The organism is Pseudomonas viridiflava, from assembly GCF_003702045.1.
In the GTDB taxonomy this organism is placed as follows: Bacteria; Pseudomonadota; Gammaproteobacteria; order Pseudomonadales; family Pseudomonadaceae; genus Aquipseudomonas; species Aquipseudomonas viridiflava_C.
On record NZ_RBTP01000028.1, the window covers coordinates 79039 to 99717 of the forward strand.

Annotated in this window: 18 protein-coding genes and 1 pseudogene; 10 read left to right on the forward strand and 9 right to left on the reverse strand. The window is 60.0% G+C overall.

The window, feature by feature from the left end; all coding sequences use genetic code 11:
• Window positions 1-44: 44 nt before the first annotated feature.
• Window positions 45-809, reverse strand: coding sequence for a TOBE domain-containing protein (locus ALP40_RS09325; RefSeq protein WP_122207997.1), 765 nt, complete (start codon window positions 807-809; stop codon window positions 45-47).
• 106 nt (window positions 810-915) lie between these two features.
• The gene (locus ALP40_RS09330) at window positions 916-1650 is read right to left on the reverse strand and encodes a ComF family protein (protein WP_122207998.1); all 735 of its coding nucleotides are present in this window, start codon (window positions 1648-1650) and stop codon (window positions 916-918) included.
• 91 nt (window positions 1651-1741) lie between these two features.
• On the opposite strand from ALP40_RS09330, the gene bioB reads away from it, so the two are divergent.
• The 10 genes from bioB (at window position 1742) to ALP40_RS09380 (ending at window position 13005) form a co-directional block, all read left to right on the forward strand.
• Window positions 1742-2800 carry a biotin synthase BioB gene (gene bioB / locus ALP40_RS09335; RefSeq protein ID WP_122207999.1) on the forward strand — a complete coding sequence of 353 codons (1059 nt, stop codon included), beginning with the start codon at window positions 1742-1744 and terminating at the stop codon, window positions 2798-2800.
• Window positions 2801-2820: 20 nt separating this feature from the next.
• Window positions 2821-4011, forward strand: coding sequence for an 8-amino-7-oxononanoate synthase (gene bioF / locus ALP40_RS09340; RefSeq protein ID WP_122208000.1), 1191 nt, complete (start codon window positions 2821-2823; stop codon window positions 4009-4011).
• Window positions 4004-4747: an alpha/beta fold hydrolase gene (locus ALP40_RS09345; RefSeq protein ID WP_122208001.1), complete on the forward strand. Its 744-nt coding sequence runs from the start codon at window positions 4004-4006 to the stop codon at window positions 4745-4747. Before bioF ends, ALP40_RS09345 begins: the two co-directional genes overlap by 8 nt.
• Window positions 4740-5549 carry a malonyl-ACP O-methyltransferase BioC gene (gene bioC, locus ALP40_RS09350; RefSeq protein WP_122208002.1) on the forward strand — a complete coding sequence of 270 codons (810 nt, stop codon included), beginning with the start codon at window positions 4740-4742 and terminating at the stop codon, window positions 5547-5549. The genes ALP40_RS09345 and bioC overlap by 8 nt, the downstream gene beginning before the upstream one ends.
• Before the next feature lie 33 nt (window positions 5550-5582).
• Window positions 5583-6266 carry a dethiobiotin synthase gene (gene bioD, locus ALP40_RS09355; protein ID WP_122208003.1) on the forward strand — a complete coding sequence of 228 codons (684 nt, stop codon included), beginning with the start codon at window positions 5583-5585 and terminating at the stop codon, window positions 6264-6266.
• A gap of 150 nt (window positions 6267-6416) precedes the next feature.
• Entirely contained in the window at window positions 6417-6713 is a 297-nt protein-coding gene (locus tag ALP40_RS09360) for a pyrroloquinoline quinone biosynthesis protein PqqE (RefSeq protein ID WP_122208004.1), read from the forward strand.
• Between the two features lie 342 nt (window positions 6714-7055).
• Complete coding sequence (locus ALP40_RS09365) at window positions 7056-8861, forward strand: phenylacyl-CoA dehydrogenase (protein WP_122208005.1); 1806 nt, start codon at window positions 7056-7058, stop codon at window positions 8859-8861.
• Between the two features lie 282 nt (window positions 8862-9143).
• Window positions 9144-10442, forward strand: a complete 1299-nt coding sequence (locus tag ALP40_RS09370) for a diguanylate cyclase (protein WP_122208006.1) — start codon at window positions 9144-9146, stop codon at window positions 10440-10442.
• A gap of 168 nt (window positions 10443-10610) precedes the next feature.
• Window positions 10611-12389, forward strand: coding sequence for an acyl-CoA dehydrogenase C-terminal domain-containing protein (locus ALP40_RS09375; RefSeq protein WP_122208007.1), 1779 nt, complete (start codon window positions 10611-10613; stop codon window positions 12387-12389).
• A 454-nt stretch (window positions 12390-12843) separates the two neighbouring features.
• On the forward strand, window positions 12844-13005 hold the full coding sequence (locus ALP40_RS09380; protein ID WP_004880105.1) for a YqaE/Pmp3 family membrane protein: 162 nt from the start codon (window positions 12844-12846) through the stop codon (window positions 13003-13005).
• A gap of 51 nt (window positions 13006-13056) precedes the next feature.
• On the opposite strand, the gene ALP40_RS09385 is transcribed toward ALP40_RS09380, so the two are convergent.
• From ALP40_RS09385 to pqqF, 7 genes and pseudogenes are all read right to left on the reverse strand, one after another.
• Window positions 13057-14889, reverse strand: a complete 1833-nt coding sequence (locus ALP40_RS09385; RefSeq protein ID WP_122208008.1) for a S9 family peptidase — start codon at window positions 14887-14889, stop codon at window positions 13057-13059.
• Window positions 14852-16021 carry a pyrroloquinoline quinone biosynthesis protein PqqE gene (gene pqqE, locus ALP40_RS09390; protein WP_122208009.1) on the reverse strand — a complete coding sequence of 390 codons (1170 nt, stop codon included), beginning with the start codon at window positions 16019-16021 and terminating at the stop codon, window positions 14852-14854. Before pqqE ends, ALP40_RS09385 begins: the two co-directional genes overlap by 38 nt.
• A complete protein-coding gene (gene pqqD / locus ALP40_RS09395; protein WP_122208010.1) occupies window positions 16014-16328 on the reverse strand; it encodes a pyrroloquinoline quinone biosynthesis peptide chaperone PqqD in 315 nt (104 codons plus the stop codon). The genes pqqE and pqqD overlap by 8 nt, the downstream gene beginning before the upstream one ends.
• Window positions 16325-17080, reverse strand: a complete 756-nt coding sequence (gene pqqC / locus ALP40_RS09400; protein WP_004880097.1) for a pyrroloquinoline-quinone synthase PqqC — start codon at window positions 17078-17080, stop codon at window positions 16325-16327. The genes pqqD and pqqC overlap by 4 nt, the downstream gene beginning before the upstream one ends.
• A gap of 8 nt (window positions 17081-17088) precedes the next feature.
• Window positions 17089-18000 carry a pyrroloquinoline quinone biosynthesis protein PqqB gene (gene pqqB / locus ALP40_RS09405; RefSeq protein ID WP_122208011.1) on the reverse strand — a complete coding sequence of 304 codons (912 nt, stop codon included), beginning with the start codon at window positions 17998-18000 and terminating at the stop codon, window positions 17089-17091.
• Window positions 18001-18094: 94 nt separating this feature from the next.
• Complete coding sequence (pqqA, locus tag ALP40_RS09410) at window positions 18095-18169, reverse strand: pyrroloquinoline quinone precursor peptide PqqA (RefSeq protein WP_003422658.1); 75 nt, start codon at window positions 18167-18169, stop codon at window positions 18095-18097.
• 136 nt (window positions 18170-18305) lie between these two features.
• Window positions 18306-20659: pseudogene (gene pqqF, locus ALP40_RS09415) on the reverse strand (pyrroloquinoline quinone biosynthesis protein PqqF).
• Window positions 20660-20679: the final 20 nt, after the last annotated feature.

Here is a 20679-nt window from a genome sequence, read left to right on the forward strand (position 1 = left end):
GCGCGTGTATGACGAAATTGTGTCTTGGCAATGGCCCTAAATTGCTAGAGCGGCGTACCCAGCAGAACCAGTGAAGGTGCGAAGCGAACTTGCACGGGTTTGCCGGTTTCAAGTCGCTGCGCGTGCAAGGCTACACGGCTTGCCAGGCCGCACAGCGTATGGCCGCTGGGCAAAAAGATGCGCACTTCGCTAGGGCCGTCTTCGGCGTCGATAACGTCTTCGATATGTCCGAACAGGCAATTGTTTCCCGATGTTTCAGAATGGTCCGCCGCGAACAATTCCAGCCATCCGGCTTTGATCAGGGCGACGACCTCAGTTCCGGTATCGAGCTCCATGCGCAGGCTGCTGTCGTGGGTGATTTGCGCGTCGATGAACAACGCGTCGGCCAGTTGCAGGCGAACCGTATCATTATGGCCCTGACGGGTAATGCTCACGATCCGCCCCAATAACTGGTTGCGTGCGCTGGTACGCAACGTGAGGCGATTGAGGAGTTCCAGATCGCCGCTTTCTTCGGCCGCCTCCAGCACCTGTGCCTGAAGCGCCTGAACCCGTTGATAAAGCCGCAGCACCCGCTCGCCTTCCGCCGACAACTTCGCGCCACCGCCGCCGCGCCCGCCGACGCTGCGCTCGACCAACGGCTTGTGCGCCAGATTGTTCAGCTCGTCGATGGCGTCCCACGCGGCCTTGTAACTCAAGCCCGCGCTCTTGGCTGCACGGGTGATCGAACCCTGCTCGCTGATGTGCTGCAACAGCGCAATGCGTTGCGGGCGGCGGGCCATGTGTTGGGTGAGCAGTGGTGGTAAGGACATGGTGGCTTGCAGCGATCGTCTGGGAGGACAGAAGTGTATGGCGTGGGAGTGGACTTGTCCGCGAAAGCTGCATCTGATCGTGGCGCGGGGCTGGATCATAAACAGTTCAATCCCCCGGCTTTGGCGTTCTGGCCAGGCAGTAGACGTCCACCCGGCTAGCGCCAGCGCTGGTCAATAAACGAGCAATCACGTCGGCCGTGGAGCCTGTGGTGAGCACGTCATCCACCAGCGCGAGGTGTTTGCCACGCAGCCAATCGGTGTCAACCAGAGCGAACGCCCCGCGCAGGTTGCGCTTGCGTGCTTTGGCATCCAGGCCTTGTTGATTGGGCGTTTCTCGGGTGCGCAACACATGCCGTTCATCCACCGGCAAGTGCAGCTCTTTCCCCAGCCAATCGGCGAGCATGGCGGCCTGGTTGTAGCCTCGCTGGCGAAAGCGCCTGCTGGCCAGCGGCACAGGCACGAGGTAATCGGGGCGCGACAGGCCTTCGTCAAATCGATGCTGCAAAAATTGCGCGAGCAGCTCGGCCATCAGCCGCCCCAAGGGCCATTTGCCGTTGTGTTTGAAGCGGGCTATCAGGCTGTCGACCGGGAAGTCATACAGCCAGGGCGCCAGCACCTGAGTAAAGCCAGGCGGCTTTCTGATGCATTGCGCGCAGCTCATGCCGAACATCGGTAAGGGCAGGGCGCAGCACTCGCATTGGTCGCCGAGCCAAGGCAGGTCGGCTTCGCAGGGGACGCAAATGGGTACCGGGACATCGCTGCGTTCATCGCACAACAAACACGGCTGTTTGTTTTTTAACCAGATGTAAACCTGATGTTTGTTGCTCGGTTGACAGCGCATGGCTCTTCCTTAAATATGCCCGACATCCGTGTCGCGCCTGTGGTCTTTATTGCCCGGCGCACAGCCCCCAGAAACACCAAGGAGCCGCCCGATGAGCGCCAGCATCACCGCCACTCTGCGTCACGACTGGACTTTAGCCGAGGTCAAGGCGCTGTTCGTACAGCCATTCAATGACCTGCTGTTTCAGGCGCAGACCGTGCATCGCGCTCACTTCGACGCCAACCGCGTCCAGGTATCGACCTTGCTGTCGATCAAGACTGGTGCCTGTCCGGAAGACTGCAAATATTGCCCTCAGTCCGGCCACTACAACACGGGCCTGGAAAAGGAAAAACTGCTCGAAGTCCAGAAGGTGCTTGAGGAAGCTGCCCGTGCCAAGGCCATCGGTTCGACCCGTTTCTGCATGGGCGCCGCCTGGAAGCATCCGTCGGCCAAAGACATGCCGTACGTGCTGGAGATGGTCAAGGGCGTGAAGGCAATGGGTCTGGAAACCTGCATGACCCTGGGTCGTCTGGATCAGGACCAGACCGCCGCGCTGGCGTCCGCCGGACTGGATTACTACAACCACAACCTGGACACCTCGCCGGAGTTCTACGGCAGCATCATCACCACCCGCACTTACGGCGAGCGCCTGCAAACCCTGGCCTACGTGCGCGATGCGGGGATGAAAATCTGCTCTGGCGGCATTCTGGGCATGGGCGAATCGCTGGATGACCGCGCAGGGCTGCTGATTCAACTGGCCAACCTGCCGGAGCACCCGGAGTCCGTGCCAATCAACATGCTGGTCAAAGTTGCCGGTACGCCGCTGGAAAATGCCGAAGATGTCGATCCGTTCGACTTCATCCGCATGCTGGCCGTGGCGCGGATTCTCATGCCCAAGTCCCATGTGCGTCTGTCGGCCGGTCGCGAGGCCATGAACGAGCAAATGCAGGCGCTGGCGTTCTTTGCCGGTGCCAACTCGATTTTCTATGGCGACAAACTGCTGACCACCGCCAACCCGCAGGCTGACAAAGACATGCTGCTGTTCTCGCGTCTGGGCATCAAACCGGAAGCGGGCGAAGAGCATCCCGACGAAGTGCACCAGGCCGCCATTGAGCAGGCGCTGGTCGAGCAGCAAAGCAGCGCGATGTTCTACGACGCCGCGTCTGCCTGACCCTCTGGAGCGCAGCCTGCATGTCTTTCGATCTGCGTACCCGACTTGAGGCTCGCCGCAACGAACACCTCTACCGCCAGCGACCCCTGCTGCAGACCCCTCAAGGTCCGCTGGTGGTGGTCGATGGCAAGCCGTTGCTCGCCTTCTGCAACAACGACTACATGGGCCTGGCCAATCACCCGCAGGTCATCGCCGCCTGGCAGGCCGGGGCCGATCGCTGGGGCGTGGGGGGCGGGGCGTCGCATCTGGTGATCGGGCACAGCACGCCACACCATGAGCTGGAAGAGGCCTTGGCCGAACTGACCGGCCGTCCGCGTGCGTTGCTGTTTTCCAACGGCTATATGGCGAACCTCGGCACGGTCACCGCGCTGGTCGGGCAGGGCGATACCGTGCTGGAGGATCGTCTGAATCACGCTTCTCTGCTGGACGCCGGACTGCTCAGCGGCGCACGCTTTTCCCGCTATTTGCACAATGACGTCGCAAGCCTTGAATCGCGGCTGGAAAAGGCCGTGGGCGATACGCTGGTAGTGACCGACGGCGTGTTTAGCATGGACGGCGATGTCGCCAACCTGCCCGCGCTGGCGCACGCTGCGAAGGCCAAGGGCGCGTGGTTGATGGTTGATGACGCCCACGGTTTTGGCCCGCTCGGTAATAACGGTGCAGGGCTTGTCGAACATTTCGGCTTGAGCATGGAAGACGTGCCGGTGCTGATCGGCACCCTCGGCAAATCCTTCGGCACGTCCGGGGCGTTTGTTGCGGGCAGTGAAGAACTGATTGAAACCCTCATCCAGTTCGCCAGGCCCTACATCTACACCACCAGCCAGCCACCAGCGCTGGCTTGCGCCACGCTGAAAAGTCTTGAATTGCTGCGCACCGAACAGTGGCGTCGCGAGCATCTCACCTGCCTGATCCGTCAGTTCCGACAGGGTGCCGAGCAATTGGGCCTGCAACTGATGGACAGCTTCACACCGATCCAGCCGATTGTGATTGGCGATGCCGGTCGCGCCTTGCGCCTGTCGCACTTGCTGCGCGAGCGCGGAGTGATGGTGACGGCCATTCGCCCGCCCACGGTGCCGGCGGGCAGCGCTCGTTTGCGAGTGACGCTGTCGGCGGCCCACACCGAGGCTCAAGTGCAGCTATTGTTGGATGCACTGGAGCAGTGTTCTCCACTGCTGGGTGCGGTTGAATCCTTGGAGCCCGATCATGCGTGACCGTTTGATCCTGCTGCCGGGCTGGGGCCTGGGTGTTTCACCTCTCGAACCGTTGGCGGCGGCATTGCGCGGGCTGGACGAGCATTTGCGTGTCGAGGTCGAGCCGTTGCCCGACATCGGCAGTTGCGACCTTAATGACTGGCTGGATGAACTGGACGCCAATGTGCCGGATGACGCCTGGTTGGGCGGCTGGTCATTGGGCGGCATGCTGGCGGCTGAACTGGCGGCGCGACGTGGCGAAAGCTGTTGCGGGCTGTTCACGCTGGCCAGCAATGCCTGCTTCGTCACCCAGGGGGCCTGGCCGCACGCGATGCCTGCGCAGGATTTCGAGGCTTTTCTGGCCGGGTGCGCAGCCGACCCCGACGCCACCCTCAAGCGTTTCAGCCTGCTGTGTACACAGGGCGCGCAAGATCCTCGCGGCCTGGCACGACTGCTCAAGGCGGGGGCTCCGCACGCAGGGGCGACCACGCTGGTCGACGGGCTGAAGATTCTGCAGCAACTCGATACCCGCAGCGCCCTGCAAACCTATCGTGGGCCGCAATTTCATCTGTTCGCCGGGCTCGATGCATTCGTTCCGGCCGAAGCCGCGAGCGATCTGCTGGACCTGTTGCCTGACGTTGAAGTGGGTGTGATCGAGCAGGCCAGCCATGCCTTCCTGCTGGAAAATCCCCACGGTGTGGCGGCGGCAATCCAGGCTTTCTTACATGAATCGGAACACGAGTCGGACCATGACTGACCTTTCACAGGCCGTATTGTCGGCAGGGCTGCCTGACAAGCGTCAGGTGGCGGCCTCCTTCTCCCGTGCGGCGGGCAGCTATGACAGCGTCGCTGAACTGCAGCGTTCGGTGGGGCATGAGCTGATGTCCCGGTTGCCTGCCGAGTGCCATCCCGCCCGCTGGCTGGATCTGGGCAGCGGCACGGGGTATTTCAGTCGGGTGCTGGCGCAGACATTCCGTGACAGCGAAGGCATCGCGCTGGATATCGCCGAGGGCATGTTGCGTCATGCGCAGCCGTTGGGCGGTGCCCGTCACTTTGTGGCAGGCGATGCCGAGCGCATGCCGTTGGCTGATCAGTGCTGCGAGCTGATGTTCTCCAGCCTGGCGGTGCAATGGTGCGCGGATTTCAAGGCCGTGCTCAGTGAGGCTTTTCGGGTATTGAAGCCGGGCGGAGTGTTCGCCTTCGCCAGCCTGTGTACAGGCACTTTGTATGAGCTGCGCGAGAGCTGGCAGGCGGTCGATGGTCAGGTACACGTGAACCGTTTTCGGCGTGAAGACGATTATCGTCAGCTGTGTGCGGCCAGCGGTTTGCGGATCGGCAGCCTTGAAGTACGTCCCCACGTGCTGCATTACCCGGACGTGCGCAGCCTGACCCATGAGCTCAAGGCGCTGGGCGCACACAACCTCAACCCCGGACGGCCGAGCGGCTTGACCGGACGCGAGCGGATTCTAGGCTTGGTGCGGGCGTACGAGCGCTTTCGTCAGGACGCAGGGCTGCCGGCCACTTATCAGGTGGTCTACGCGGTGCTTGAAAAACCCTGATCGGGTCCACTTCAGAAAGGGAAGGCCGCCGAGATGAGCGTTGCGTATTTCATCACTGGAACCGACACGGATGCTGGCAAGACAACCGTCGCAGCCGGTCTGCTGCATGCCGCGAGGCTGAGCGGGTTGAGCACCGCGGCCGGTAAACCTGTGGCATCAGGTTGCGTCGTCACACCTCAAGGGCTGCGCAACTCCGATGCGCTGGCGTTGCAGGCAGAGTGTTCGATCGAGCTGGGCTATGACGAAGTCAATCCGGTGGCGTTCGAGCCCGCCATTGCGCCACATCTGGCGGCGCGCGAGGCCGGTGTGGCGCTGACCGTCCGATCCCTGTTGCACCCCATGCAGCATATTTTGAGCAAACAGGCGGACTTCACCCTTATTGAAGGTGCCGGGGGCTGGCGTGTGCCGCTGGCCGATCAGAGCAATCTTTCCGATCTGGCCATCGCCTTGGGCTTGCCGGTCATTCTGGTGGTCGGTGTTCGGCTGGGTTGCATCAACCATGCGCTGTTGAGCGCCGAAGCCATTTCCAGAGACGGTCTGCAATTGGCGGGTTGGGTCGCGAACATCATTGATGGCAAGACCTCGCGACTGGAGGAAAACCTCGCCACGCTGTCCGAGCGCCTGCCCGCGCCCTGCCTTGGGCGTGTGCCACGGCTCAAGAACCCCAGCGCCGAAAACGTGGCGCAATGTCTGCATCTGGAGTTGCTGGACGCTTAGCACCGCTATCTCCTTGAGCCGCTTGAGGGTTTTGATTTTTCATGGCTGAGGCTATTAAAAGGCCTAGTGCCATTAGTCTATTTGTCGAGCGTTGCCCGACGTTTACTGGTTCAATGACACCTGTTCGCTATTTGAACCGAGGATCGGCTTATGCAAATCACCATGAATAACACCCTCTACCCAGGTCTGAGCGCCATGCAGGTCGGGCAGAGCCGTGTGGATCAGGCAGCCACTCAGATCGCCAGTAGCAATATCGAAGTGTCGGGCAGAAGCCAGTCTTCTGACTTTCAGCTCGAAAACCTGCGTTCGGTTGACCGCAGCCAGCGCTCCGACTTGCCAGCCAACATCGTTGAGATGGAAGCGGGCAAGTTTCAAATCGAAGCTGGCGTTGCCGCCCAAAGGGCCAGCAATGAAGCCCTCGGCACGTTGATCGACACCTACGCTTAAACGCGTTTCACGCCTGCGTTCACTGTCCTGTGCCGTGCCTTCTGCGCACGGCGTTCTTGTCTGAATCTTCCTGTATCACGCATCTGTATCTGCGCTTTAACCCTCTGTCCCTCGACTAGACTCCCGGTATCGTTTACCCGGCGTTGCGTCCCGTCGGCTGCGCGTTTTAAAGCGCAACGTGGACGAATGGTGCAAGCGCCGCTATTGACAAGGTTTGGGCGTAAACGTATGTTTCAAACACCTGTTTGACCGTAAGGCTAAAGAGATTGCCTGGTCTTGGGAGTATGCTTCCAGCACCGTCCGGTCATTCGTTCCAGGATTCATCAGCAGAGGTTTATCGCTATGCCTGATTACAAGGCCCCCTTGCGTGATATTCGTTTCGTTCGTGATGAGCTGCTCGGTTATGAAGCGCATTACCAGAGCCTGCCGGGCTGCCAGGACGCGACTCCTGACATGGTCGACGCCATCCTCGAAGAGGGCGCCAAGTTCTGTGAGCAGGTACTGGCTCCGCTGAACCGTGTCGGCGATACCGAAGGCTGCACCTGGAGCGAAACCGGCGTTAAGACGCCCACCGGTTTCAAGGAAGCGTACAAGCAGTTCGTTGAAGGCGGCTGGCCGAGCCTGGCCCACGACGTCGAGCACGGCGGTCAGGGCTTGCCCGAGTCGCTGGGTCTGGCTGTCAGCGAGATGGTCGGCGAGGCGAACTGGTCGTGGGGCATGTACCCAGGTCTGTCGCATGGCGCGATGAACACTATTTCCGAGCACGGCACGCCTGAGCAACAAGAGGCGTACCTGACGCGTCTGGTGTCTGGCGAGTGGACCGGCACCATGTGCCTGACCGAGCCGCATTGCGGCACCGACCTTGGCATGCTGCGTACCAAGGCTGAGCCTCAGGCTGACGGCACCTACAAGGTGTCCGGCACCAAGATTTTCATTTCCGCTGGCGAACACGACATGGCCGATAACATCGTCCACATCGTGCTGGCCCGCCTGCCGGATGCGCCGGCTGGCACCAAAGGCATTTCGCTGTTCATCGTGCCCAAGTTCCTGTCGGCTGCCGACGGCGGCGTGGGTGAACGCAACGCGGTGAACTGCGGCTCCATCGAACACAAGATGGGCATTCACGGCAACGCCACCTGCGTGATGAACTTCGACGGTGCGACCGGCTACCTGATCGGCCCGGCGAACAAAGGCCTGAACTGCATGTTCACCTTTATGAACACCGCTCGTCTGGGCACGGCGCTGCAAGGTCTGGCCCACGCCGAGATCGGTTTCCAGGGTGGCTTGAAATACGCCCGTGAGCGTTTGCAGATGCGTTCGCTGACCGGCCCAAAAGCGCCTGAGAAAGCCGCTGACCCGATCATCGTTCACCCTGATGTCCGCCGCATGCTGCTGACCATGAAAGCGTTCGCCGAAGGCACCCGCGCGATGGTGTACTTCACGGCCAAGCAGGTCGATATCGTCAAGTACAGCGAAGACGCCGATCAGAAGAAAGCCGCCGATGCACTGCTGGCGTTCATGACCCCGATCGCCAAGGCCTTCATGACTGAAGTGGGCTTCGAAGCTGCCAACCACGGTGTGCAGATCTACGGTGGTCACGGCTTCATTGCCGAGTGGGGCATGGAGCAGAACGTTCGCGACAGCCGTATTTCCATGCTGTACGAGGGCACCACCGGTATTCAGGCGCTCGACCTGCTGGGCCGCAAGGTGTTGATGACTCAGGGCGAAGCGCTCAAGGGCTTCACCAAGATCGTGCACAAGTTCTGCCAGAGCAACGAAGGCAACGAATCCGTTCAGGAGTTCGTGACCCCGTTGGCCGCGCTGAACAAAGAGTGGGGCGAACTGACCATGAAAGTGGGCATGGCCGCCATGAAGGACCGTGAAGAAGTCGGTGCCGCTTCGGTGGACTACGTGATGTATTCGGGCTACGCCTGCCTGGCTTACTTCTGGGCAGACATGGCGCGGGTTGCCGCCGAGAAGCTGGCAGCCGGTACGTCGGACGAAGCGTTCTACCGCGCCAAGATCCAGACGGCCCGTTTCTACTTCCAGCGCATCCTTCCGCGTACCCGCACTCACGTCGCCACCATGCTTTCGGGCGCTGGCAACCTGATGGAAATGAAAGAGGAAGATTTCGGCCTGGCTTACTGAGTCCGGTTCGATTCACCCAAACCGCCTGATCACTGATCAGGCGGTTTTTTTTTGCTTTTGATTTGATCGTGCCGACACGCAGCGTAAGGAACGATCAGGCACCTTCTGTCTGCAATGACTCCGTGTTGTATGGCTATTCACCATCAATCCATAAACCTTTTTGCTCTCCTGCCGTTACAGGACTGTCACTGTTCAATCCTGCTGAATGCATTGTTTTCAGGATGAAGGCACAATGCCATTTATTCGGGTGGTTACTCGAAGCCGGGTAGGAGACAGGCCCTTTTGTTACGTGCATCCGCTGCAAGACTGAGTCATTTCTTACCGTCACTGGCATTGCTGGTGGCGGGGCTGGCGGCTGCGTATGTCAAAGACCTGAACGTATTCTTTACCTCGCTGTTCAACGTGCTGCCAACGCTGGTGCTGCTATTGGGCGGAGCCTACTGCGGTGTTTACCGGCGTCAGCGCGAACTGTTTCTGATGATCACCGTGTACATCGCCTATTACCTGCTGGACACACAGACCGACTATTACCGCGACTTCGGCAAGGTACGGGAGGACGCGGCGGTGATCTTCCATCTGGTCTGTCTGTTGCTGCCAGTGCTCTACGGGCTCTATGCCGCCTGGGAAGAGCGCACCCACTTGTTTCAGGATCTGGTCGCACGGCTTGCGGTGCTGCTGGCAGTGGGCAGCGTGGCGCTCGGGCTTGAGCAGAGCTATCCGGGTCAGTTGCAAGCCTGGCTTGCGGACATCCGCTGGCCGGCGCTGCATGGCGCATGGATGAGCCTTATCCAGCTGTCGTACGCGATGTTCCTGATCTCCTTCGCCGTGCTGGTCTGGCAATACGTGGAAAAGCCCCGCCCGCTGCACGCTGCACAGATCGTCGGTCTGCTGGGGCTTTTCTGGGCGCTGCCCAAGACGTTCATCCTGCCATTCACGCTGAATATTCTGTGTAGCCAGGTGATGTTGATGATTGCCGCAGCGGTTGCCCATGAGGCCTATCAAATGGCCTTCCGCGACGAACTGACCGGCTTGCCCGGACGTCGCGCACTGAACGAACGTCTGCAGCGTCTGGGGCGCAATTACGTGCTGGCGATGAGTGACGTCGACCACTTCAAGAAATTCAACGACACCCACGGCCACGATGTGGGCGATCAGGTGCTGCGTCTGGTGGCCAGCAAGCTGTCGAAAATCACCAACGGTGGTGGCAAGGCGTATCGCTACGGCGGTGAAGAATTCGCCATCGTGTTCGCGGCCAAAACCCTCGATGAATGCCTGCCGCACCTGGAAGCCATCCGCGAGTCCATTGCCAGCTACGAGATCCAGTTGCGCAACAAGGACAGTCGGCCGCAAGACGACCAGCAAGGCCGACAACGACGCGGCGGCGCACACACAGGCACCGTGTCGGTCACGGTCAGCATTGGTGTGGCCGAGCGGCAGCCGGAGCACCGCACCCCCGAAGAGGTGCTGAAAGCAGCCGACCAGGCGCTGTATGCCGCCAAGGGAGCAGGGCGTAATTGCGTCATCTCCCACCAGCAGCACAGTCGTCGCGGCGCTGTGCGGACCGCTGAAGCGGCGACCTGAGTACACCTTTCAGACCGGTGACCTGTCATGACTTTGCAGTCACGACACGACCCTATGTGTCTGAAATGTTGTTCGGGTAGACTCGTGACTATCGACGGCTGATTCACGTTCCGAAGCGGAATGGATCAGTATTCACAGGTCTCTCGCTCCGTGTTCACGAGGTTTGCTATGGCTGACTACAAAGCGCCGCTGCGCGATATGCGCTTCGTCCTCAATGAAGTGTTCGAGGTTTCCAAACTCTGGGCTCAATTGCCGGCGCTGGCTGAAACGGTCGACGCCGAGACGGTCGAAGCCATTCTTGAAGAAGCGGGTAAGGTCACCAGTAAGACTATCGCGCCGCTGAGCCGCAATGGTGACGAAGAGGGCTGTCACTGGAAAGACACCGTCGTGACCACGCCCGCAGGGTTTCCTGAAGCCTATCGCACCTACGCCGAAGGCGGCTGGGTCGGTGTTGGCGGCAATCCTGATTTCGGTGGGATGGGCATGCCAAAGGTCGTGTCGGCGCAGGTCGAGGAAATGCTCAACTCCGCCAGCCTTGCGTTCGGGCTTTACCCGATGCTGACCTCAGGCGCCTGCGTTTCGATCAACACCCACGCCACCGAAGAGCTGAAAGCCAAGTACCTGCCGAACATGTATTCGGGTGTCTGGTGCGGTTCGATGTGCCTGACCGAAGCCCATGCCGGCACCGACCTTGGCATTATTCGCACCAAGGCCGAGCCACAGACCGACGGGTCTTACAAGATCACCGGCAGCAAGATCTTCATCACCGGCGGTGAGCACGACCTGACCGAGAACATCATCCACCTGGTGCTCGCCAAACTGCCGGATGCGCCAGCAGGGCCGAAAGGTATTTCGCTGTTTCTGGTCCCTAAATTCATGGTCGGCGATGACGGCAGTGTCGGCGCGCGCAACACCGTCAGCTGCGGCTCCATCGAGCACAAGATGGGCATTCAGGCATCGGCCACTTGCGTGATGAACTTCGATGATGCGGTCGGCTACCTGATTGGCGAGCCCAACAAAGGGCTGGCTGCGATGTTCACGATGATGAACTACGAGCGCCTGGGTGTCGGCATTCAGGGCCTGGCCTCGGGTGTACGTTCCTACCAGAACGCGGTCGAATATGCTCAGGACCGTCTGCAAAGCCGTGCGCCGACCGGTGCGCAGAACAAGGACAAGACCGCTGATCCGATCATCGTCCACCCTGATGTGCGTCGCATGCTGCTGACCATGAAGGCGTTCAACGAAGGCGGTCGTGCGTTTTCCAGCTATGTGGCGCTGCAACTCGACATCGCCAAGTTCAGCGAGAACGACACCGACCGCAAGCGCGCCGATGATCTGGTGGCGTTGCTGACTCCGGTGGCCAAGGCGTTCCTCAGCGATGTTGGCCTGGAAACCACTGTGCATGGTCAGCAGATCTTTGGCGGTCATGGCTACATTCGCGAGTGGGGCCAGGAACAACTGGTGCGCGACGTGCGCATCACCCAGATTTACGAAGGCACCAACGGTATCCAGGCGCTGGATCTGGTCGGCCGCAAGATCGTCGGTTCCGGTGGTGCGTTCTATCAACTGTTCTCGGATGAAGTGCGTGAGTTCATCGCCGCCTCGGACGATTCGCTCGCAGAGTTCACGCGCCCGCTGGCCTCTGCATTGGACATGCTCGACGAGTTGACCAACTGGGTGCTGGATCGGTCGCGCAACAACCCCAATGAAATCGGCGCAGCATCGGTTGAGTACCTGCATCTGTTCGGTTACACGGCCTATGCCTACATGTGGGCAATGATGGCCAAGGCCGCAGTGGGCAAGGAAGCGCAAGAAGACTTCTACGTCAGCAAGCTGGGCACGGCACGCTTCTATTTCGCACGCCTGCTGCCACGCATCCATTCGCTGAATGCATCGGTGCGCGCTGGCAGCGAATCGCTGTTTCTGCTGGACGCGGATCAATTTTGAGACTGATCAGTTTCGAAGCTGTGGCGTCGTGTAAGTAAATGCTTACACGACGTAGTGCCGATTGGCTTCTTCCTTTAAGTCGGATCCAAAGTTAATCTAGATTCATGGACGTAGCGCAGGATGCGCAAACAAAGATAACAGGGACACGTAGGGATGCCTGCCAGGAAGGTGGGAAGAAAGGGATGTCAGGGAAACAGTCTGGAAAACCTCGCTTCGGCGGGGTTTTCTTTGTGCGCGTGTTTTGTACCCCGCCGTTCAGTGATCGCTGATCGCTCTTATGCTCCTGCGCTCATCGTTCTATACAACTCTTGCTGCAACCCATGCACAGTGGGCGTTTTCGTCGATCACCCAACGATTTATTAATGGCGCGGTGCCAGAGCGGGTGGAACCCTCGTTGATGCTCAGGGTCGATTAGCTGTATGGCCAATCAGAGCCAATCAATCAGGAGCTTTTCATGGACATCATTCGTATCATCTTCGCCATTCTGCTGCCACCGGTGGGCGTGTTCATGCAAGTCGGCCTGGGCGGCGCTTTCTGGCTGAATATTCTGCTGACCCTGTTCGGCTACATCCCAGGCATCATCCACGCGATCTACATCATCGTTTCGCGTAAGTAGGCAGTCATCGCCAAAAAGCGCTGCGGTTGATCGTTCCCGGTGCGGGAACGGTCATACGGCGCCATCCAGTACATCCCGGTAAAAACGCCATTCCTTTTCCAGCGCATCTGCCAGGTTCGCTGCCTTGCGAAACCCATGATATTCGTCCGGATAAAAGTGCCCTTCGGCCTTGATGCCTTTGTCCTGCAACGCCTTGAGCATGTCACGGGTCTGCTCCGGAACCACGACGGCGTCCAGTTCACCTTGAAAGAAGATCACCGGCACGCGGATGTGATCAGCGTGTAGCAGCGGCGTTCTCGCTTCGTACCGCTCGATGTCTTCAACCGGGTTACCGATCAGCCAGTCCAGATAGTCGCCTTCGAACTTGTGCGTCGCCCTTGCCAGTGCAACCGGGTCGCTGACGCCATACAGACTTGCGCCTGCTCGAAAGACATCCTGAAACGCCAATGCGCACAGCGTTGTGTAGCCCCCGGCGCTGCCGCCGCGAATGAACGCCTTGGCGGGGTCGATCAGGCCACGTCCGGCGAGATGAGCAACCACTGCGCAGGCGTCTTCGACATCTGCCACACCCCACGCCAGGTGCAGGCTTTGACGATAGGCGCGGCCATAGCCGGTGCTGCCCCGGTAGTTGAGGTCTGCCACCGCAAAGCCCCGGTGGGTCCAGTATTGAATACGCGGGTCCAGCACCGGATAGCAGGCAGAGGTCGGGCCACCGTGGATGAACACCACCAGTGGCGGTTTCTCCGTTCCGGACATGGCCGGGTAGAAATAGCCGTAAGCCTCGGCGCCGCCGCTTGGGTAGCACAATGATTCGGGACGGCTGATCTGCTCGGGTGGCAAAGGTGAAGCGCCGCCGGCCAGGACCTGCGCGCTTTGATCGCTGCGTGAAATTGCCAGCACCGCCGATGTGCTGACGGCCGAAGCGGCGATGCAGTAGATGTATTCCTCATCCAGCGCCAGGCTGCGGAATCGGCTGTAACCGGCGCTGAAGTCGATGACCGAACCATCGGCCTGGCGTAACCCCAGGATTGCGGAGCCTTCCTGCGACCAACTGGCGAGAAAGCCATCACTGAGCGGCAGCCACGTGCATCCGCCGAGCTGCCACGGCGCGGGAGAGTGATCCGCCGTGGCGGCTTTCAGAGGTGCAAACCCGGCATTCGACTCTCTCCAGGGCTGCCAAAAGCCCGCCCTGTCAGTCAGGCACGACAGGCGGCCTTGCGCGTCGAAACGCGGTTGCTGCAAGGATTCTTCTGCGCCGTCTCCTGCAATGCACTGCGCCTGCCCCCAGCTGCCGTCATCCTGCCTGGTCGCCGCCATCAGGCGGGTAGACGTCCAGGGTTGGTGCGGGCGTTGCCATTGCACCCAGGCCAGTCGCTTGCCATCGGCACTGACGACGGGCGAGGCATAGAAATCCGCACCCTCGGCCAGCAACTGGCGCTGCCCGTCGGCCAACTCGATGCTCACCAGCCGATGGGTCTTGTGATCCTCCTCGACGGCCAGGATCTGGCCATTGGAGTGGAACACGCCGCCGTAGCGCTTATCGCCCTGAGTAAGTGGTACAGGTGAGCTGCCGTCGAGAGGCTGGCGGTACAACTGCTGGTCACGTTCGTTGACGAACACCACGTCATCATCGGCCAGACAGAACGACCCGCCGCCGTACTCATACACCCGGCTGCGCACGCTGTAACCGTCAGGCGTCAGGCAGCGCGTTGTGTTCGCGTACCAGTGCCAGATTCGACTGGCCCCGTCCTGGGGTCGGTATTCGTTCCAGAACAGGCCCGCCGAACTGACATCCAGTTCAGCGAAATCCACACCTGCGGCGACAGCCTGGGCAGCGGAAAGCCGCTCAGGACGATTTGGCGATGAGTCGTGAGTTTCGTTCATTGCGAAAGGCCAGCTCTTCGATGGTTTGGGTGGCAGTCTCGGATTCGTCGCGAGCCTGCGTGATCATCCCGTGGTGCTGGGACTTGCTGCACACCGGGTCGGCATTGGCGGCGTCGCCGGTCAGCATGAAGGCCTGACAGCGGCAGCCGCCGAAGTCTTTTTCCTTTTCGTCACACGACCGGCAAGGCTCTGGCATCCAGTCGTAGCCACGAAAGCGATTGAAGCCAAAGGAGTCATACCAGATGTGCTGCATGCTGTGATCGCGCACATTGGGAAACTGGATCGGCATCTGACGCGCACCGTGGCACGGAAGGGCGGTGCCGTCCGGCGTGACGGTCAAAAAAATACTGCCCCAGCCATTCATGCAGGCTTTGGGGCGTTCTTCGTAATAATCGGGGGTGACGAAGATCAGCTTGCACGGGTGATTCTGCGCCTCCAGCCGTTCCCGGTACTGGTTGGTGACGGCTTCGGCCCGCACCAGTTGATCCTTGGTCGGCAACAGACCTATACGGTTCAGATGCGCCCAGCCGTAGAACTGACAGGTCGCCAGCTCGACGAAGTCTGCTTCAAGGGCCAGACACAGCTCGATGATCTTGTCGATCTTATCGATGTTGTGCCGGTGGGTGACGAAGTTCAGCACCATCGGGTAGCCGTGTTTCTTCACGGCACGCGCCATTTCCAGCTTCTGCGCGAAGGCTTTCTTCGAGCCGGCGAGCATGTTGTTCACCTGCTCGTCGCTGGCCTGAAAGCTGATCTGGATATGGTCCAGACCGGCTTCCTTAAACGCGATGATTTTCTCTTCGGTCAGGCCGATCCCGGAGGTGATCAGGTTGGTGTAGTAACCCAGCCGTCGTGCCTCGGCGATGAGTTCGGCCAGGTCCTGACGCACCAGCGGTTCGCCGCCAGAAAAGCCGATCTGCGCGGCACCCATCTGCCTGGCTTGCTGCATCACCTTGAACCACTGCTCGGTGGTCAGCTCCTGACCCTGTTTCGCGAAGTCGAGCGGGTTCGAGCAATACGGGCATTGCAGCGGGCAACGGTAGGTCAGTTCTGCCAGCAACCACAGCGGCAGGCCGGTTTCCGGCCTGGGCGGTATCAGTGGGCTGGGGATTGCAAGCGTCAGGTCAGTCAAGGGTGATCCAGTGTTTTTCCTGAGCGACTTTCATGAAGTCATCGACGTCCATGCCCAGTTCAGGAACGTTGGGGAATTTGAGTTCCAGCGCTTCGATGATCGCCGCAACCGTTCGCTGTCCGTCGATCAGGCCGCCGATCCAGCCAGCGCTGTCGTTGAGCTTGATCATGCCTTCCGGGTAGAGCAGCACGTTGCCGTTCTGAGCCGGTTCGAACTGGAAGCGGTAGCCTTGACGCCACTTGGGGACTTTGTTGCGAAATGCCAGGCGTTCCGGGTTCGAATTGTCTTTGTGGGTATGAACGTTCATAGCGCGATTCCCTTATGCCAGACCCTCTGGTCTGTGACGCTGTGGTAGGGCGGGCGGTTCAATTCGTAAGCCATAGACATCGCATCAAGCATGCTCCACAGAATATCGAGCTTGAACTGCAGGATCTCCAGCATGCGCTGCTGGCCTTCGTACGTAGTGTAGTGCTGCAACGTGATCGCAAGACCATGTTCTACATCTCGACGCGCCTGACCCAGGCGGGTGCGGAAATACTCGTACCCGGCCGGGTCGATCCACGGGTAATGTTGCGGCCAGCTGTCCAGACGCGACTGGTGAATCTGCGGCGCGAACAGCTCGGTCAACGAGCTGCTGGCCGCTTCTTGCCAGTTGGCGCGGCGGGCGAAGTTCACGTAGGCATCGACGGCAAAACGCACGCCCGGCAGCACGAGCTCTTGCGAGCGCAACTGATCTGGGTCCAGGCCCACTGCCTGACCCAGACGCAGCCAGGCTTCGATGCCGCCGTCTTCACCGGGGGCGCCGTCATGATCCAGCAGACGCTGAATCCACTCGCGACGAATCTCGCGGTCCGGGCAGTTGGCCAGAATCGCGGCGTCCTTGAGGGGAATGTTCACCTGATAGTAAAAGCGGTTGGCGACCCAGCCCTGAATCTGCTCGCGGGTCGCACGGCCTTCGTACATCGCCACGTGATAGGGATGATAGATGTGGTAATAGGCGCCCTTGGCCCGCAGAGCCTGCTCGAATTCGGCGGGGGACAGCGCAGTGGCTTCGCTCATGTCGGCTCCTAAAGCTCGATGCTCATGCCATCGAAGGCTACTTCAACGTTGCGGCGCACCAGCTCGGCACGCTCGGGAGAGTCTTCGTCGAGAATCGGGTTGGTGTTGTTGATGTGGATAAGCACCTTGCGCTGGGTCGCAAAGCCTTCCAGCACTTCGAGCATGCCACCGGGGCCGTTCTGAGCCAGATGGCCCATCTCACGACCCGTACGCGTGCCGACGCCACGACGCTGCATTTCGTCGTCATCCCACATCGTGCCATCCACCAACAGACAGTCGGCATCACGCATCTTCTCGGCCAGGGCTTCGTCGACCTTGCCCAGGCCCGGCGCGTAAAACAGCTTGCCACCGGTGCGAGTGTCTTCGACCAGGAGGCCGATGTTGTCGCCAGGATGCGGGTCGAAACGGTGCGGCGAATAAGGCGGTGCGGCGCTGCGCAGCGGGAACGGCGTGAAGCGCAGGTTAGGGCAGGCCGGGATCACGAAGCTGCCTTGCAGTTCGATGCGATGCCAGTCCAGACCGCCGTTCCAGTGCTTGAGCATTTCGAACAGCGGGAAGCCGGTGCTGAGGTCTTCATGGACCATGTCGGTACACCAGACCTGATGCGGGCAGCCTTCGCGCAGGCTCAACAAACCAGTGGTGTGATCGATCTGGCTGTCCATCAGCACGATGGCGCTGATGCCGGTATCGCGCAGCGCCCGGCCCGGTTGCATTGGCGCAAAATTCTGCAACTGTGCACGGATATCCGGCGAAGCGTTGCACAGCACCCAGTTCACACCATCGTCTGACAGCGCGATGGAAGATTGAGTACGCGCCTGCGCCCGCAGGCTGCCATCGCGAAAGCCTGCGCAGTTGACGCAGTTGCAGTTCCACTGGGGAAAACCACCACCGGCAGCGGAACCTAGAATCTGGATGTACATGACAGCTCCCTACCACATGACCCGAAACAAAAAACAAAAGCAGCCTGACAATAAAAAAAGCCCCGGCGAACCGAGGCTTTACAGCACGCTGAAATCAACGGCTTGCGAAGTACATGGTGACTTCGAAACCGATACGCAAATCAGTGTAAGCAGGTTTTGTCCACGACATAGGAAAGCTCCTTCAGAGAATGCAGCGGTTGGTGACTACATCTTAGTGCGCGTGTAACGCCATACGTTCAGATGCTTAGGAAGCTATGTTACTCAATTTAACAATTCGAGAGCGCCCAAATCTTTACGAAAGACCCTTACCGTTCAGGTAACGATCCTTGTAGGCCGGGGCTGCTGGGCGATTGGCCACGATGAGCCAGCCTGCCCAGGCGCCGATCAGCGCTTCCAACGCGGCGTTCAACGAGTGTGTATCCAGATTTGACAGAGCCTTCTGCACGCACTGCACATGCCGTTCGGCTTGCCCGGCAAGATGTGCCTGCCACAGCATCTCTGCGGCCTGCTCATAGGGCAGTGCTGACCCGTCGAGTTGCGTACTCAGAGTCCGGCAGTGTTCTGCCAGATCGGTGCTGGCTATCAGTTCAGGCAGGGCACTCAAAAAGTCCTCAATGTGCAGGACGAGCTGATCCACGCTGCAGGCCGGCGATTGCACCCCGAACAGCAGCCCGGTCGTCCCATCGATTTGCCGGATGCTGCTGAATACGGCGTAGCCCAGTTGCAGCTCGACCCGGAGTCGCTGATAAAAGGGCGCCTGAAGCAGGTGAGCAGTCATTCGCCAAGCGGCTTCGTCCTGAGCGGATGCACTGGGGGCAGGGCAAAATACCAGCACCGCGTTTTCCGACGAAAATGAGGCTTCGGTTTGCCAGCGCTTGCCTGGCTGATGGGCTGGCGAGGGCTGCAACTGTACTTTTTGAGTGCCGGGCGCGCCGCTCAATGCCGCTGCCACACGGTCTTTGTGGTTGTCCGGTAAGCCTGTGGCAAAGCTCGTCCAGCGGGAGGCAGCCCAGACACGGTGGAGGTCGTCGGTCTCTGGTTCTGACGGCGTGTTTAAAAAATGATCAGGCAGTTGTTTGAGTAACTGGCGAATCGGGATCAGCGCGGGCTCGCTGACCGGCTGTCCATAGCGGGCCAGCGTTTCAGCCGTCGGGTGCCTCAATCGATGCAGGCAGTGGTCGAGAATGGCAGCGAATGGCTCAGGCAGCCCGTTCAGTCTCAGTTGCCAGTACGTGCCATAGGCATTGAAGGCGACAGTGACCCCGGCCTGTCGGGCGTCCTCGATCAAATCTTTCAGGCTGTCACTGAGCATCTGCCAAAGCCTGAGTTGCGGGTGCGGCAACTGCCAGCGCAGGTACACGGCCGATTCTTCGGCGACAGGCGGCGTGTCTGGCGCTGGCAGCAAAAACGGATTGGGCGCAGGCAGACGCCAGACAATGTGTTCTGGCGTCGAGTTATCCACAGTTCGCAGATTGATCAACGTCTCAGGGGTGAGCCGATCCAGTAAGGTGAGCAATGTCTCGGCACCTTGATCACTGAGTGCTGCTGGAAGGTCGCGGCAGTAATGATTCGCCAGCGCCAGTGCGCCGCAGACCTGCAACTGACGTTGCTGAACACGCCGATATTCTTCTACCAGCGAAAGCCAGTTCAACCTGAAAAACGCCAGCCAACTGAAGAGAAGGCGCGCCGCGTCCGTCGAAGCGGGCTCGCTCTCAACGCCTTTTTCAAACGCGACATCCAGCAGCAACTGCCCGCCAAACTGATAGAGCGGCGTGGCCTTCAGCGAGTCAATCAACCCGCGCTCGACCAATGTCGCCACCAAACCGCCTGGCTTGGCGGCGTTCATCCAGTGGCACAGGAACGCCACGGCCTCGTCAGCCTTTTTCGGTAAACCGTCGCAGGCGAACAAAAGGTGCTGACGTTGGGCGTCGTTATCCAGTATCGGTAGCGCATTTTCAGTCAGTGAGGGGGGCGCTTGTTGCTCAACGCGCTTACCCGTGGCGAACAATGCCCCGTAACGCGTTGCCAAGGTGTTGAGCTCAGCCAGCGACTGCGGCCCGCTCAGGCACAGCGTCATCTGCCCGGCCTGATAAAAGCGCTGATAGAAGTTTTTCAAGGCCTGTTGGAAAGCAGGGTTGGGCACTGACAGGCTGTAGCGATTGCCTGCATGAAAGCCGCGCAGTGGATGCTGAGGGTTCACCGACGCCAACAAGTGATTCTGCTGACGAGCCTGCGCGTCCCCGCGCCAAGCGATGAACTCGGCGTGCAGCACCTCGCGCTCACGCAACTGGTCTGCTACGGCCATGCGCGGATGAGCAAGCATGTCGCACAGACGTTCAAGCCCCTCGGCAAATACAGCGGGTGGCAGTTCGAAGAAAAAGTCGGTGGTGCGTTCGCGGGTGCTGGCGTTGATCTGACCTCCGTGGTGCTGCACAAAAGTCATCAGATTCTGCTCTTTGGCGAAACGCTCGGTGCCGAGAAAGAACAGATGCTCCATAAAATGCGCCAGCCCTGGCCATGCCTGAGGTACGTCATGACTGCCCACCGCCACCCGCAGCGAGGCTGCACAGCGTTTCAGGCGCGGCTCATGGCACAGCACCACGCTCAGGCCGTTGGCCAGGGTAACGCGTTCGACGGCTGAAGTGCGCGGGGAGGGCATGGCGAGTCGCAAAGGCTGGG

What these genes read in the sequence shown, in the direction of transcription:
- ALP40_RS09325 (WP_122207997.1), bottom strand. Translation starts at nt 809, where the DNA reads ATGTCCTTACCACCACTGCTCACCCAACACATGGCCCGCCGCCCGCAA.
- ALP40_RS09330 (WP_122207998.1), bottom strand. Translation starts at nt 1,650, where the DNA reads ATGCGCTGTCAACCGAGCAACAAACATCAGGTTTACATCTGGTTAAAA.
- bioB (WP_122207999.1), top strand. Translation starts at nt 1,742, where the DNA reads ATGAGCGCCAGCATCACCGCCACTCTGCGTCACGACTGGACTTTAGCC.
- bioF (WP_122208000.1), top strand. Translation starts at nt 2,821, where the DNA reads ATGTCTTTCGATCTGCGTACCCGACTTGAGGCTCGCCGCAACGAACAC.
- ALP40_RS09345 (WP_122208001.1), top strand. Translation starts at nt 4,004, where the DNA reads ATGCGTGACCGTTTGATCCTGCTGCCGGGCTGGGGCCTGGGTGTTTCA.
- bioC (WP_122208002.1), top strand. Translation starts at nt 4,740, where the DNA reads ATGACTGACCTTTCACAGGCCGTATTGTCGGCAGGGCTGCCTGACAAG.
- bioD (WP_122208003.1), top strand. Translation starts at nt 5,583, where the DNA reads ATGAGCGTTGCGTATTTCATCACTGGAACCGACACGGATGCTGGCAAG.
- ALP40_RS09360 (WP_122208004.1), top strand. Translation starts at nt 6,417, where the DNA reads ATGCAAATCACCATGAATAACACCCTCTACCCAGGTCTGAGCGCCATG.
- ALP40_RS09365 (WP_122208005.1), top strand. Translation starts at nt 7,056, where the DNA reads ATGCCTGATTACAAGGCCCCCTTGCGTGATATTCGTTTCGTTCGTGAT.
- ALP40_RS09375 (WP_122208007.1), top strand. Translation starts at nt 10,611, where the DNA reads ATGGCTGACTACAAAGCGCCGCTGCGCGATATGCGCTTCGTCCTCAAT.
- ALP40_RS09380 (WP_004880105.1), top strand. Translation starts at nt 12,844, where the DNA reads ATGGACATCATTCGTATCATCTTCGCCATTCTGCTGCCACCGGTGGGC.
- ALP40_RS09385 (WP_122208008.1), bottom strand. Translation starts at nt 14,889, where the DNA reads ATGAACGAAACTCACGACTCATCGCCAAATCGTCCTGAGCGGCTTTCC.
- pqqD (WP_122208010.1), bottom strand. Translation starts at nt 16,328, where the DNA reads ATGAACGTTCATACCCACAAAGACAATTCGAACCCGGAACGCCTGGCA.
- pqqC (WP_004880097.1), bottom strand. Translation starts at nt 17,080, where the DNA reads ATGAGCGAAGCCACTGCGCTGTCCCCCGCCGAATTCGAGCAGGCTCTG.
- pqqB (WP_122208011.1), bottom strand. Translation starts at nt 18,000, where the DNA reads ATGTACATCCAGATTCTAGGTTCCGCTGCCGGTGGTGGTTTTCCCCAG.